General features: G+C 37.6%; 7 protein-coding genes. 2 read left to right on the top strand and 5 right to left on the bottom strand.

Annotated elements, in window-relative coordinates; genetic code table 11:
• Window positions 1-2: 2 nt before the first annotated feature.
• The 4 genes from ACZ5V8_RS04380 to ACZ5V8_RS04365 form a co-directional block, all read right to left on the bottom strand.
• Window positions 3-902 carry a LysR family transcriptional regulator gene (locus ACZ5V8_RS04380; RefSeq protein ID WP_464218506.1) on the bottom strand — a complete coding sequence of 300 codons (900 nt, stop codon included), beginning with the start codon at window positions 900-902 and terminating at the stop codon, window positions 3-5.
• A gap of 215 nt (window positions 903-1,117) precedes the next feature.
• Window positions 1,118-5,476, bottom strand: a complete 4,359-nt coding sequence (locus ACZ5V8_RS04375) for an RCC1 domain-containing protein (RefSeq protein WP_464218505.1) — start codon at window positions 5,474-5,476, stop codon at window positions 1,118-1,120.
• Window positions 5,477-5,612: 136 nt separating this feature from the next.
• On the bottom strand, window positions 5,613-8,555 hold the full coding sequence (locus ACZ5V8_RS04370; protein WP_464218504.1) for a COG1470 family protein: 2,943 nt from the start codon (window positions 8,553-8,555) through the stop codon (window positions 5,613-5,615).
• 254 nt (window positions 8,556-8,809) lie between these two features.
• Window positions 8,810-13,264 (bottom strand): RCC1 domain-containing protein, encoded by a 4,455-nt coding sequence (locus ACZ5V8_RS04365; RefSeq protein ID WP_464218503.1) that lies wholly within the window; start codon window positions 13,262-13,264, stop codon window positions 8,810-8,812.
• 246 nt (window positions 13,265-13,510) lie between these two features.
• Here ACZ5V8_RS04365 and ACZ5V8_RS04360 point away from each other — a divergent pair, with 246 nt between their 5' ends.
• Window positions 13,511-14,761: an HlyC/CorC family transporter gene (locus ACZ5V8_RS04360; RefSeq protein ID WP_464218502.1), complete on the top strand. Its 1,251-nt coding sequence runs from the start codon at window positions 13,511-13,513 to the stop codon at window positions 14,759-14,761.
• 9 nt (window positions 14,762-14,770) lie between these two features.
• Here ACZ5V8_RS04360 and ACZ5V8_RS04355 read toward each other — a convergent pair whose 3' ends face one another.
• On the bottom strand, window positions 14,771-15,217 hold the full coding sequence (locus tag ACZ5V8_RS04355) for a PACE efflux transporter (protein WP_440615589.1): 447 nt from the start codon (window positions 15,215-15,217) through the stop codon (window positions 14,771-14,773).
• 211 nt (window positions 15,218-15,428) lie between these two features.
• Between ACZ5V8_RS04355 and ACZ5V8_RS04350 the strand changes: the two genes are divergently transcribed.
• Window positions 15,429-16,229 (top strand): efflux RND transporter periplasmic adaptor subunit, encoded by an 801-nt coding sequence (locus tag ACZ5V8_RS04350; protein ID WP_464218501.1) that lies wholly within the window; start codon window positions 15,429-15,431, stop codon window positions 16,227-16,229.
• The last annotated feature ends 5 nt before the right edge of the window (window positions 16,230-16,234 follow it).

The following is a 16,234-nucleotide window of genomic DNA, read 5'->3' as shown; positions in this document are numbered from 1 at the left end:
GATTATGCCTCCAGTCTTAGTTTAAGCAATTGTGCTTTAGCACGAATGACTCTGGCACATAGGTTACGTATCCAACGATTTTTAGCATCAATTTGCAAAAAGTTTGGATACGAAAAGGCAATGGGCAACTGTGGTGTTGTAAATGGTAAAGGTGAATAAAAAAAACCACGTTCTCTAGCAAAAGAAGAGCCCATAGTTGCAACACATCTGCCTTTTGCAATACTCTCAGAGGCAACATCAATACTGTTCGTACGCAATTTAATATTTCGCGGATCAGGTGTTGATAGATATTCCAAGAAGATATTACTTTCATCATCCTTGGCAAAAACCACATGTGCCAACTTCAAATATTGCTGCATTGTAATCTTCTTATCAGTTTTTAACACATCCATTTGATGGATCAATTGATATTGATCCCAAGCTATTATCTCTTGTGTGTAACCTTTGATCGGGTAAAGCGTACCAATAATAATATCGGCATTTTGAAAATTATATCTCCCTTCAATTCCTTGCTCTAAAGGAAATACTGTGATCCGTACCTCATGCCGGTCATTGATTGCATAAATGGCATTAATATATTCTTCAAAACAAAAGTGGCAATGCCCATCTGATAAATATAAATTAATGATTGTCGGTGTGTTTTTAGCATCAAAATGCTCGATAGGATAAAGACTTTCAATGTTTTCATGTAAACGAGTTATTGCATTAGTAAGCGAAAGCGCTTTGGCTGTTAGCACCATCTCCTTGCCATCTCTCACTAATAACGGATCATCAAAGTACTTCCTAAGTTTATTGATTCGTGCGGTTACCGCAGGTTGTGATAGATTAATTTTCTCGCCAACCTCAGTCACCTTGGCTCCCTCAAGCAGCAAGTACAAAATCCGCACATCTTCATTGTCCATCTTATATCATCCTTCATATCAATGACTATACAGAGTATAGATGGCAATCATTAAATTAACAGCGAAACGATAAACAATTAAATATTTTCATTACTAAACGATAAACTATCCTAATACAAGAATTGTGATCTACAGCAGAGTTGTGGTAGTGCCACATATCTAAGATACGCGAATACATCTATAGTATTTCACCTTCCAAAAAGTGCACTGCGCATTTACTGACTCGGCATTTTAACGGCGACAGGGATTGATGAATTATTGGTTGTGCCATCGCCTAATTGCCCTCTATAGTTTGCACCCCAACAGTAGACTTGATCATTACTAGCAATTGCACAACTATGCCGAGATCCTACCGCCAATTTAACGAATACAACACCATCAGGCAACCTCACCATACTTGGTTGTGTTTTATAATCTATAGTACTTCCGTCACCTAATTGACCATCGAGATTCGACCCCCAGCAATATGTATTGCTATCATCACCCAATGCACAAGTGAAGCTTATTCCAGCAGATATGGAAGTAAATTTAACACCTTCAGGTGATTTTACCTGAGTTGGCATTGACTTATCTATGGTAGTTCCATCACCTAATTCACCATATTTATTCTTTCCCCAACAGTACGCATTATTATCATGAGCTATTACACAGCCATGTTCGAATCCAAGATCAAAAGAATGGACACCTATACTATTAGGCATTTTTAAAAGCATAGGTAATGCGCTAATGAAGGTGTTCCAACAATAAAGATCATTTTTATCACTCAATGCGCAAATATTATTTGGCTTGTTAGCAGCAATAGAAATGAATTTTACACCACTAGGTACCTTCATTGTTACTGGAACTAAATAATCATTATAATCATATCCCCAGTAGTATAATGTAGAATCTGTAGCTATAGCAGAGCTCTTATTTACTCCAAGACCAATTGAGGAAAACCCCATCCCAAACCTAGGCATTTTTACCAAGGTTGGTAATCTTTGGTCTATTGTAGTGCCATTACCTAACTGCCCATCAGAATTGCTCCCCCAGCAATATATATTATTATCACTCCCTAATGCGCAATTATGATCACTTCCTGGGGTATTTCCTGAGTAAATAGAAGAAATTCTTATATTGTTAGGCAGTTTCACCATGCTAGGCTTTAATCCATTTTCCTCAGCACTAAAACCATTGCCTGCATTCTCTCCCCAACAATACCCGTCTCCTGTAAGAGACATACCACATGAACCGCTTGCTCCACTCGAAATTTGCTGAAAACTTAAAAATTCTGCCACACGCAAAGCTTTAGTCACAATAGTCTCAGGCAAGGGTAAACTTGTCGTTGGATTTGGGGCAACCATTATTTCATATTCGCCAACCGCTATATCACCTGCAATCTGTACTTCAACCCTACATGCTGCTTCTGGCTGAGATCTTAATAAGGTACACTGATTGCCCTTAGGAAAAGTAATACCACTATTATTTGCTGTGACGGTATAGCTTTGATCAACCATCACCTGGTCCTGCCAACCTTGTGGAGGTCTAATGACTACTTCCACACTACTGTTTGGCGTTACTTTACTAATTGCTTGGGCATTTCTCTCGACACTGACGCTTGCTAGACCATGATCAACAATCGCCACATAATCGATCTTGATATTATCTACTGCCAGATTACTCTGTCCCATTTTTAAAATTAAATCATAATCATCCTTTGCTATCGCCGTGTCGTTAACGGCTAAACCAATATAGCAATATTCATTGGTTGCAACCGGAGCACCATCAAGACAGCTTGGTGTTTTCTCGGGAGTGGTTATTGTTAAACCCGCAGCGCCCTCTGTATGTGCGATCACATAGTCTGATACGTCTGTTGATGGTAACCAGTGAATATGTATTTCATCATTATATAACTGCAAATCATACTGTTTATTGCCCACATAGGGAATTTCCATTGCTTGTTCGCTTGGTTCATAGCTTACAAAATAAACATAATCAATTTGTGGCTTAATATGGAGCTTTGTCTGTCTTGTGATTGATGAGTTTACCGGTGTCATCATAACATCTAGGTAATTACCCGGTACGTTATAGGCGTCAAGCTTGGCTTCTACCATGAGCGCACAACTCTCGCCCGCAAATAAGGTAGTAAACTCACTACAGTTCGCAAGACCATTCACACCGCCAGTAGCTACACGTACGATCGTCTCTCCTGGCAATGATTGATCAAAGCTTATATTGTATTGATCACTGGTTGGATTATTGATAACAATATGCTGGGTACTTGGTTTACCAAATACCATGACCTGACTTAAGCTTTGTCTGACTGTTTCGTTAGATGGCGTCACAATATGCGGAAAAGTGTCAACGATCACTTTTGGTCGATAGTTATTGACTGAGTTACTTGCGGTAAAACGCACAACTTTGCCACCATTAGCATCAACTTGAGCATTATTCGCTAAATCAGTCATATTACTCTCTAACACAGCTAATAAATCATTTGCCGTTTTACCCGGCTTTAATGGTAATGTAATTGTCGCATTTTGATGATCAACCAGTGTCATTGGTGTAAATGATGAGACATCTATTAATTCATTAAACCAACTTGGCAAAATCTCGACCTGTAAATTAGATAAGACTTTCCCCGTTGTGTTTTTAATGTAAATCACAATATTATCTACATTGACATCAACATAATTAAACGTCGCATCTAGCTGATAGAGATCGGCTAAACCACTAACATCCTCACCTGGCTGAGTAGGATCAACCACCTTGATATCAATATCAGCAGTTGTCTGCGTACTATCCTGCCAATGGATAATAAGCTCTGGATTAAAATATGGCGTATTTACTTCATCACCTGAGATATCAAGCTTTAACTGGCAAGGGCTATTAGCACTTGCTAAGGTGCCGCTGATACAACTATCAGGATAAGTTAGATCTTGCGTGACCTTACTGACACCAACCAGTTCAAAACCAACAAAAGTCTTACTAATCGGTGGCGCGATCGTAAAATAAAGCGATAAATCTTTATTTTTAACGACTGTATTAGGATTTAAACCCAGGCTTGGATAGACACCACTACTGTTATAACTGGGCAATGTGATATTGCGCGTTTGATTCGCGTTGGTATTTAATAACTTTAAAAATAAGCTATTGCCTGTTTCATCTGCCAATGGCTTGACACCTAAATAACAACTTTGCCCCTTAGCTAGAGAAGTTACAGTCAAACATGATGACTCTTTGATACCACCACTTAACTCAAATCGTGATGTCACATCATTACCTGCTTCATCAACAATTCGATAATCCTCAATATTTTTTGAGGCAATCCAGTTGATAAAACCCGTATTTGATAAAGCAAGTTGATTGTTATAATTAGCAAGCAAGGTGCTTTCTACTGATAATGCCACTTCAGTTTTGCTATCAATATGAATCGCTAAAGTCGTGTTATCACGATAAATAACATCAGGTGAGCTAAGCGTAATATTAAAATGCTGTTGTGTTAGCTCACTTTTAGCAATGTCAGGATCAATGATAACTTTCAGTAAACAGCTATTATTTGCAGATAGTGGAAAACTACAACTACTTGTATCCACTGTAATCGCATTATCCTCTGGTGATATGGTTGTATCAATGCTTGCAATATCCTGACCACTGACATTTAATGCTGAAACAGTCGCCTCAAATTTACCATTCATCTCACTAAACTTGCTTAACGCATTAACTGCCAAAGATAAAGAACCTAAATGAATAACAGGCTGCAACTGATAAGCTTGTACTGGAAAACGCGCACTTCGATACTCAATACTTGAGCCCGCTTTATGAACACTCATATCACTTTGCCATTGTTTCAAGGCATCAAGCGCTGCTTGTGAGTCCTCTATGTCAAAGCTTATTTTGGCACTTTGACCACTTTTTATCTCAGTCGGTGCTGCCATATTTTTCACATAGCTTTGAATAACAGCTGGCAAGAGAATCTCAGGATTGTTAATTGAGCGCGCTGTTGCATTACTAATCGTCACATGACTTTTCATCCCCGTACCGATAGGTGAGATATCCGTAATATGAAATTTATCCAAATTAAACTCAGGATCATCGGGTGATTTAAATGTTAATTTAATCTGTGATTCTGCTTTTCCCACATTGGTATTGTAGATAATCTTACCCTCAAACTGATCAACATCTTTAGTCGTTGATGCCTGCCATGTATCAGTACATGACTCACCCATTGCCATTTCTTTATTGATCACACAACTGCTATTATCTACGGCTGTTATCGCAACACCACTATCATCTAAGCTGGTTTTGACGACTTCTTTACTTAGAATCTTTAAATGTGTGCTTTGATTTGCTGCTTTAACTTGCAAATCATTAACATCCTCAACCATAAATTGCATCTCAAGCATGGCATGACTATCACTCATATAGCTTTCTGACATACTGCTGGCTATAGCAAGTTTTGGTTGCACACCAACCACTGGATCAGGTGTTGGTGTCGGATCTGACGATCCGCCACCGCCACCACCGCCCCCGCAGGCACTTAAAACTGTTGCTAATGAGATAAGGTATAAACTTTTATAATTAAATGTTGACATGGTATCCTCCAATTGTGGATCTCAAAAAATTTAAGCTAAATAGCATTCTTTTGTAAGGTGAAATATGATCTAAATGACGGACTTGGTAAAATCAATTCTACTAATGGAATTATTTAAGGATTTGATAATGAATGTTCTAGTCTTGTTGCACGATCGGATAATAATATTGAAGCCCCAACTCTGATATCTGATAGCCCTCGCTAAAATTAGCTGATTCATAGCTTAACTCAGTCCATTGTTTGTCAACATATTCAAAAATGGATAACTTATTTGAATGCAGCGCTTGTTTTTTAACTTCTTCACCAATTAAAAGCAACTTGCCGTCAATTAGCTTCAGCGTTTTTGCGCTGGCCGCTGCAGCTGGAATTTCACTGAGTTCACGACAATGTAAATCATCACCAAAATGTCCATGCGTATAATCAATATCACACTGAGCAATTTCTTTTTTGCTGTGTCCTGCATCAACAAGCGCATAAAAAGACATTAATTCTGGAATTGCATGTACTGAGTAAATTTCTTTGTAATGACTTGGCAATAAATACGAAGCATCCGGATGATTAATAATTTTGTTATCATTTCTTTCAACTGGTCTACTTTGGTAGTTAAAGAAGTTAATGCTATGCGAACCATCTTTTTGTGCATCAATCACTGCCATATAATCATCTTGCGCAAAAGACAGACTATGCTTTAGCATACCATTTGATACATATAACTCTACCTCATCAGTACTAGGTTTAATTTTTATAAACTCATTAATTTCAGAATGAATTGTGTAACTATTGCTATGTTGATCCATTAAAAATTTCACATCATCAGAGGGTTGTATCTTAGCCTCTTTTATTAGATCCTCATGCCATGTATAACCTGACTTTGTTGGCTCTCCTACTATTTTGATGAATTTTTCTAAATCATTATCTCCAACAAAGATTTGAATTTCACCAGCTGTATTAAATATTACTCTAGCGCCAATGTACATATAACGGTTACTAGGAAAGCCAAGATTAACCCAAACACCACTGATGTTTTTTAATAACTCAATCGTTCTTCTATCTTGTTGCGACTTATCAATAACGACGACAGCAAGGGTATTATGATTTGGATCATTATCAAGCCAATAAAGCTGTTCAATAGTACCTGGTGTATGTAAATACTTAGCAATCTCATCACGATGAGCACTCATATGATCTACTAGATGGTAAAGTTCATAAGAAGTGGCATTAACCTTTGGCATATCTACATATAAAACAGTATTTTTTTCTAAGTTGAATCGATAGTCTTGACCCAGTGCATTGATCGTTAGCTGTGCTTGAGTAGTGTTCACGTCATTTGGACTATATAAATACATTTGACAAGACGCCCCTATTGCAAGATTAAATGCCTCATCATTTACCTCGCAGTAATTTGGGCAAAGCTCAGCAGTACACCATGTTGTGCTGTAGCTTGAAGTACCATTACTTCCATTATAAAACACCACATTCTCAGGCAATAAATTACGATCTAGCTGAATATCTTTAATGCTAACTTCACCATTATTAGTGAGTTTGATTGATCCCATATTTGATTGAGGTGAACCATCATTGATCTCGACAACAATACTGGCATCGGCAGCGTTTATATAAAATGACTGATTAACGTCTGAAATCATGTTATTTGCTTGATCGATATGCAATACATAGCCATCTGCTGTGACCTCTTCAGAGGCATGTATTTTGACCTGACATGATTCACCTACTGCAAGCGCAGTATTGAAACAATTCGACATTGGGTCAAGCGTTAAACCAGATATATTCTTATTTTCTTGCATAATGTTGAAATATGACATCGCAGGCAGATCTGCAGTAAATGGACCATCATTGGTAACATTAATCTCAAAAGTCTCGCCCTGCTTAGCATGAACATCATTTTCTATAGACAAACTCACTGGGTCGATATCGATATTATTTTGAGAACTTAACTGATCACCACTCTCTGTTGTATAGTTAAAAATAATTTGAGCAGGTTTTGTGTAATCGTCTAGCTTAGCATGCTCACCTGCTTTTAACATCGTCCGACAAGATGCATGCGCTGCTAGTGTCTCTTGACAAGTATTATCTTCGATAACAACACTGTCAGCTGTAATATTTTTAAGTGTGACCGAGTCAATCTTTAAATTCGCATCAGTGTTATTAGTATAAGTGACTGTTTGTATCTCAGGTTTTTGAAATACAATATCATTACTATCGACAATCGAAATCGAAACTTCTAAATCAAGTGCATGCGTATCTTTAGCATTTGCTGCCTCAATCATAATATCGACTGTATCATCTTGATGCAGCTTAAGTGCATCTATGGTTTTTTGATCCACTGCTAAACTGAAACTAAAACTAAAATTTTCACCCGCATGCAATTCATCTACTTGAGCAGTTGAAACATTTAAAGCAATGTCACTTAACCACTTTGGCAATTGCATATTTAGGGCGTTAATGGTTGCTGATGAGTTATTTCGTACATCAACATTAACCACTGAACCTGGCTTAAGATAACGACTTGTTGTGATTGAATCCGATAGATCGATTAAGCGTGTATCATTTTGAGAGACAAACTTAAGTGATTTATTAATCACTAAATCTTCTGCATTATCTGATGTTCTTACGGCTAAAGTTAAGTGCTTATCTGTTTCTTGACCAACCGCTTCATTAAGTTTGGCTAAAAAAGCAATATCACATTGATCACCTGCTGGTAATATTTTACCTTTGCCTGTTTCATCAAAGCAGGTATTTTGTGGTAAGCTCAAATCATACCTTAATTCAACACCATCCGTTACTAGCACATTAAAACTCTGAATTTCTACAGCAGCATTATTGCTTCTTTTACCAATCGCACCAATCTTTACCTGCTCTACAACAGGATTCGTCACGGTATAGGATAAAACCGTTGTTTTACCCGATTGAATAACAACTGGTGCTTTAATTGCTTCTTTAGCTTTTAACTGCGACTTTACTGGTGCTGGGATTGGCATCTCACCACCGCTGCCACCGCCACCGCAGCCAATAAGTGCTAATGAAAACAATAATGATGTATGCTTTAGATTAAATTTCATAGTTTCTCCTAATGTGATTGGGTAATGAGATAATAGTAATGTTTTTGCAGATCAAAATATGAACCACAATGAAGATTGAGTAAAATTAGATTTCCTAATAGTTTTATTTGAATTATTGATAAATGCTAATCTGAGAATACTTGTGACAGACCATTAATGAGTGCATGAGAGACAAAGTATTTATCAAGTGCCATATAAAGTTGAGCATAATAATATTCCTTACGAAAGCTTTTTAGTAAAATTTAAAAGTTGATTTAATTCGTGAGGTTTACTGTCGGCAATTTTCCAACGACAGGGGTGAGACTATTGTTAAGCGTACCATTACCAAGCTGACCGTTTGTATTTCGACCCCAACAATAGTTATAGCCCTTACTCAGAATACATGTATGTGAACTTCCCGCAGCCATTGAGCTAATAAGTCCCCCCTCTGGAATATCTCCTTGCACAATCGCAATGGGTTTATTTTCATAACTACCCACTTCAACCCCGTTGCCAAGAAGACCATCACGATTTAATCCCCAGCAGTAAACTTTATGATCACTTGCAACAGCGCAGCTATGAGCATTGCCCAATGTCATTGATTCTATATATTCACCTTCAGGCATTGACCCGCTTTCTAATTGTTTAGGTATTGACTCTCCTAAAGATGGCAGAACACCAGTGCCCAACTGCCCGTTATCATTATTACCCCAGCAATAGGCTTTATTCTGATCACTCAAACCACAGGTATGATAATGCCCAGTATATATATTTTTAAAGATTACACCTGCTAGATCTACTTTAACTGGCGTATTTGATGTATTTACTGGCAATTGAGTCCCCAGTTGCCCACTGTAATTACTGCCCCAACAAAACACTTCTTTTGTATCTGTTAATAAACAAGCATGATTATTACCAAGCGAAATGGATTCAATCTCAGCACTTAACGGTATATTGCGTACATCAACTTTGACAGGCACGTTGCTATTTGAGTCTGTACTTCCAGCACCTAACACACCATTTTGATTATCACCCCAACAATAGACATTCTTATCTGTTCCTATGGCACAAGAAAATGAAGCACCTGATTTAATGTCTGTCAGTTTCACACCCACCGGAATATCTCCTTGCGCAAGGGCACGAGGCACATTACTTTCTTGGAAGCTCCCATTTCCAAGCTCTCCTTTATAATTAGCCCCCCAACAATACACGTCTCCTAACTGGTTAAGTGCACAGGTATGATAAAATCCAGCAGCAATATTCTGCCACTTATTTCCTGCTGGTGCTTCTCCCAAAGTAACCGGTTGTGGCTCTAAAGAATACTCATAATTCTCTCCGATACCCAATTGACCATTGAAATTACGCCCCCAGCAATAAGCATTGTCTTTATCATCTAGCGCGCAGACGTGACTATTAAAACTAGAAATTAACGTATATTTTACTGAGGAAACACCTAAATCTAATTGCGACAGATTAAGCAGTAGCATCGTTTGCGCCTCAGGTGTTATCGTCAAGTGATAATTACCACTCTCCAACGCTTGGTCAATTTGAACAGAAACTTTACATTCAGTACTTGGTGTAGTCTGTGAAAGCGTACAGATATTACCTTGAGGAAAGCTAATGGATGGATGATTTGCACTCACACTAAATGACTGATCATCATCTACAGCAACATGCCAGTTCTCAGGTGGTGTAATTACGATATCAACGATTTCTCCTGAACGAATGACACTACCAATGCTATGACCATTCTGTGCTAGCTGAACACTTGCCCTGCCATACTCAACAAGCGATACTTGTCCTACATCTAGCACATCAAGTGCCAGATTACTTTCGCCCATTTTAAGGCTTAATTGATAATTTGACTGTGTTAAAGCGCTATCATTGACATCTAACCCAATGTAACAATAAGCATCTGTCGCAACAGCAGCTCCATCCATACAACTTGGCATGTTGGTTGGCGTAGTGATGCTAAGACCTGTCACGCCTTGATCATGACTGAGCATATAATCTGCAGTATTAGTTGATGGAACCCATTGTATGCCTTGTTCATTATTAACTAATTTTAAGTTATATAGTTTATTACCGGATAATGGTATTGCAATTGCTCCACCTTCTGTTTGGTAAGCAATATCATACACATAATTCACTTTAAAATTCATTTGTAGTGTTGTTGTGCTTGTCACATCACCTTCAGCGGGTGTCATGATCAAATCAAAATGATCTCCTGCAGCAACATTGGCATCTGGTGCTGCCATGAATGCTACAGCACATTTCTCACCTGTAAGCAAGACGGGGAACTCACTGCAATTTGTTAAACCATTTACTGTACCTGACATCACGCGTGTAATACCACTAGGTAAGCTATCTGTGAAGCTTATGTCATAACGGTAATCGGTTGGATTTTTGACCTCGATATACTGTTGATTAGGCTGACCAAACACCATCGTATAAGCGAGCGTTTGCTTATTCTTTTCATCATTAAAGCCTTCAGTATCAAAGTAGGGAATGGTATCCACTTTAATCTTTGGAAAATAGTCATCTAATGCATTGCTGCTTGTAAAACGTATTACCTGACCACCCGTTTCATCTTGATGATCATTATGTGTAATCTCATCAAGATGCGCTCTTAACGCAGCACTTAGATCATTCGCTGATTTATCTGTTTTAAGCGGAATATTGACAATAGTCTCTTGATCTGGAGTAAGTGTTATCATCTGCAACTGGCTTAAATCAGCTAAATCATTTAGCCATTGCGTTAGCATTTGTATGTTTAAAGCAGATAATACTTTACCCGTTGTATTCTTAATAAAGATCTGTATGCCATTTTGATTGATATCAACATAATTCGTTTGTGACTGTAAAAGTTTAATATCAGACAATCCACTGACATCCTCGCCTGATTGAGTAGGATCAACAATATCAATATTCAGCTCAACAGTTGATTGTGTACCATCCTGCCAGAGCACGACTAATTGCGGCTTAAAACTCTCACCATCAATATCCTCTCCAGCAATATCGATTTTGAGTTGACAAGAGTTATCACTACTAACCACATCGCCTTGTTTACAGCTGTTTGGATAGCTCGTATCTTGTATGGCAGATGCTATGCCAACGAGTTCAAAACCCTTAAATGTTTTTGCTGATGGTGGTGCTATCGTAAAGTAGATGGATAAATCACGCCCTTTAACTACGGTTGAAGGCGTTAACGCATTATTACCACTCATCCCATTAGCGCTATAATCTGGTAACAAGAGGGCTGCACTTTGCACATTTGAATGATCCAAATGTAATTTAAGTTGTTTCCCTGTTTGATCAGTACTTGGCAGAACAGTGATATAGCATCCTGTATTTTTAGCTACGCTATTTACAGTTAAGCAATCGGGTGACTTAATTCCACTGTCTATTATAAACTCTGAAGTGATATCATTCATCGCTTCATCAATTATTTTATAGTCTTGTATATCATGCGATGGAATCCATTCAATTAAGCTATTATTTTGTAAATATATTTGATTCTCATGCTGTGCAGTTAACGTACTTTGAAGACCAATAGCAACGTTAGCATTCATATCTAACGAAAAGCTTATTGAACTTGGTTCTCGATTACTTTGCTCATTCACCTTAAAGCTTATGTCAAAAATTTGATCGGCAGCATAGGCATTTGAAATAGCTGGATCAACAATAATGGTGACAATACAGCTATTATTTTTTTGTAATGGCAAATGGCATTTTGAGTGATCTACTGTAATATATTCACTGCCTTTGATAATATCCGTTGTTAGCTTTGTCATACTATCTTGACTGACATTAAGTATTGAAATATCCATCGCCATCTTGCCGTCTATTTCACGGAAATTTTGAGCATTTGGTTTTTGAATAACTAAATCACTCAAATAAATTGTTGGTTGTAATGGATAGATCTGTGTGGAAAAACGCGCACTTGAGTACTTTAGGCGTACATCATCTTTATTCGCATTAAGATCATCTTGCCATGATTTTAGTGCCTGTTGTGCTTCTTTACTATCAACGACCTTAAAACTCATAATGGCTGATTGACCGCTTTTAATCTCTGTCACCGTTGAAACGTCAGTGATAAATGGCTTAAGCTCTTTAGGAAACTCAATGACTGGATGGTTAATCGCATGTTGAGTGCTATTGCTTAAACTGATTCTTGTGGTTTCACCCACGGCAATTGGCGTCATTGAACTAATCGTAAAACGATCTCTTTGAAAAACCGGATCAGTTGGTGATTTGAAAACAATCTGAATCGGCGCTTGAATACTACCAAGATTTGTACTATAGATAACCTTGCCTTGATATTGATCTTCTTGATTAACAGTGCTTACTTTCCACTGATCGACACAGCTCTCTGTCGGTAATAGCCGTTTTTTTGTTAAACATGCTTGATCAGAGCTTATTTCCTCAAAATCTATTGCATGGCTTGATTGGCTGATACTCACAAATTCTCTTGAATATATTTCTAACTGAGTCTTATTATCAGCAGCTTGCAGCAGCATTTGATTGATACCTTTTACTTCAAGAGACATCTCAAGTATTGCTTCTTTATCACTCATGTATGGATGAGATACATCTGTCATAAGCTTGGCATTGGCGGCTATTGTTGGTGTATCAGGTGTCACCGATGAACCGCCACCGCCACCGCCACCGCAAGCAGTTAGTGAAGCGATAGATAATAGATACAATAATTTATGCTTTTTGCTAATCATATTTTTATTCCTCTGGATCGGGTTAAAATAATTTATTTAGTACGAAATATGATCCAAATAAACAATTACGTAAAATCAATTATTTAAATAGCAATATTATATTTTTCGATTTTTGGCTTAGTCTTAAGATATGCCCTTAACAATATTCCTGTTCACCTTGGCAACAAAGAACAATAAAAATAATGCGCCTCGGACAGCTGATTGCTATGATAGCTATGAGATAAATTTAACACCTACTAACTTATAATGGATCTTAGCTTTACACTTATTCTTTTGGCGATTTTAATTTTATGCTCTGCCTTTTTCTCAGGCTCAGAAACTGCAATGATGTCGTTAAATAAATACAAATTGCGTCACATGGCAAAACGTAAAAACAAAGCAGCTAAGCGCAGTTTAAATCTTATTAAGCGCCCTGATCGCTTATTAGGCATGATTCTTGTTGGGAATACCTTTGCTAATATCATTGCCTCAGCCATTTTAACTAGCTATGCCGAGCAACATTTTGGTCACATTGGTATGATTATCTCAACGGTTATATTAACCATTGTTATCTTGTTATTTGCCGAAATCATCCCTAAGACATTGGCAGCCCTCTTTCCTCAACAACTAGCGTTTCCTGCATCTTTTTTATTGCTCATTTTGTTGATTTTGTTTTATCCACTGGTGTGGCTATTAAATGGTTTTGCTAATCTTTTATTTCGCTTAGCTGGACTCAAAATAAAGCACAAAGAAACCGCTGAACCATTAAGCAGTGATGAGATTCATTCGGTAGTACACGACTCCAAAAGCAAACTAGGTCCCAGAAACAAAAATATGCTCTTAGGCGTATTAGAGCTTGATCAGATCAAAGTATCTGATGTGATGATCCCACACCACAAAGTTGAATATCTCAACTTAAGCCTTGATATTGAGAAAATCATTCATCAAATCATTCATGCTAAGCACTCTATTTTGATTGCCTGCTATGAAAACATTGAGAACATAGCTGGCATCATTCTTACACGTGAGGCATTAAAGTTTATTGCCACCGATGATACCCCTACCTACGAAGAAGTTTTGGCACTTCTCAAAGAACCTTATTATATTCCTGATCATATTTCTATTAAACTTCAGTTAATTAATTTCCAACAAAAAGGCATGCGTTTTTCCACTGTGGTGAATGAATATGGTGAAATTGAAGGCATTATTACCGTTGAAGATATTATTGAAGAAATCGTTGGCGAATTTGCCGATACATATAATCTTGAAACGCATATCAAAACCGGCAAAGACAACACTTATAGCACCACTGGAGATACCACTATCCGTGAGATTAACCGCCATTTACACTTACATTTACCAACCCAAGGCGCTAAAACCATCTCTGGATTTATTATAGATGAATTACGTGAAATCCCGATTGGCAATTGCTGCCTTAAAATCAATGGGTTTATTATTGAGGTGAAGAAAGTTGAAAACAATATGATTAAGCTTGTCAAAATTCATAAGATTAACTAGCGACATTTTCTAGGCGATTGCTCTACGCGATAATTGCAGATATATACAGTCAAATAACCAGTTATAGACAAAAGCATAGACCAAGAAAAATACGACAAAACCAATATCAACAATAAATGCTTGCCATAATGTCATATCAAGCCAATAAGCAACCAGTGGAATGGTGACGACGAGAAGCCCTAACTCAAATACTAATGCGTGTATTGTCCGTGTAATGACACTTCGCTTAAAACGGTCTTTGCCAAGCTTTGCCTCATAATGATCAAACGCCCAATTGTAGATAAAATTCCACAGCATTGCCATCAATGAAATAATTACACCTAACACACCCACTTCAACAATGCTCTTATTTAATACCAATGCTGCTACAGGAGCAAAAATAATAATCGCAAATGATTCAAAACCAATCATATGAATAATGCGTGTTGTCAAACTAAATCCATTACTCTGCTGCATAACAAACTCTCTTTGTTTTAATTACTGTTGAAATTGATCATTAGTTTAGTTAAATCTCTGTCATTTTAAAACACGTACTGAATACGTACTTTGCCATATTGTTATCGTCAAATTCGCACATAAGAAAAAGTTATTACCCATTGTTTAAGTCATGAGTTATTACTACGCTAAAAAGCAGATCAAATCAGACCTCAGTTAACAGGGAGTTGCCATGTTCAAAGCCATCATTTGCTATAGCAGTTTGCTCATAACAAGCCTTATATATGCTGGTGAAACAGTTCCAACAATCAACACGCATGACAAATCAAATAGTACATATGCCTCTTTATTTCCCATACAAAAGGCTTCACTATCGAGTCCGATGACAGGTGTTATTCAGAAAATCAACTTTCACCCAGGAGATCAATTCAAACAAGGTGATGTACTTGTACAGTTTGATTGTGAAGAAGTTGATTTAAAAAGCAAACGTGCTCAAGCCGAGCTTGATGCAGCTCGAGCACAACTAGATAGTACAACTGAGCTTATGCGCTTAAACTCAGCAAGCAAAATTGAGCTTGCTAAAGCAAAAAGCCAGTTTGAAATTGCCAAGGCAGATCTGAACATCATGAAATTCCAACAAAAACAATGTCAGGTTTTAGCACCCTATCACGGCGAAGTTGTCCATCAATCTGCTCAAGAAAACGAGACGGTTAAGACAGATGATCCCTTAATTGATATCATCGATAATCGTGAGCTTGAGATTAAAATGTATATCCCATCAACCTGGCTACAACATGTCAACGTGCATACGCCTTTTACCTTACATTTAGATGAACTCCCTAACAAATATTTTCAAGCCACAGTAACAAAGATCGTTGGTCAAATTGACCCAGCAAGTCAGTCCATATTAATCTATGGTAAGCTCATGCCTGTAGACTCAACTGACAAGCTCAAGCCACAAATGCTTTTCTCTGGCATGAGTGGTATTGCCTATTTTACGACAAACACACAAGCAATGATGAGTAAGGAGTAGGCAAC

This window comes from Cysteiniphilum sp. GTC20157, from assembly GCF_055396795.1.
Note: the sequence above shows the minus strand (reverse complement) of the source record. Positions and strands in the feature narration are given on the sequence as shown.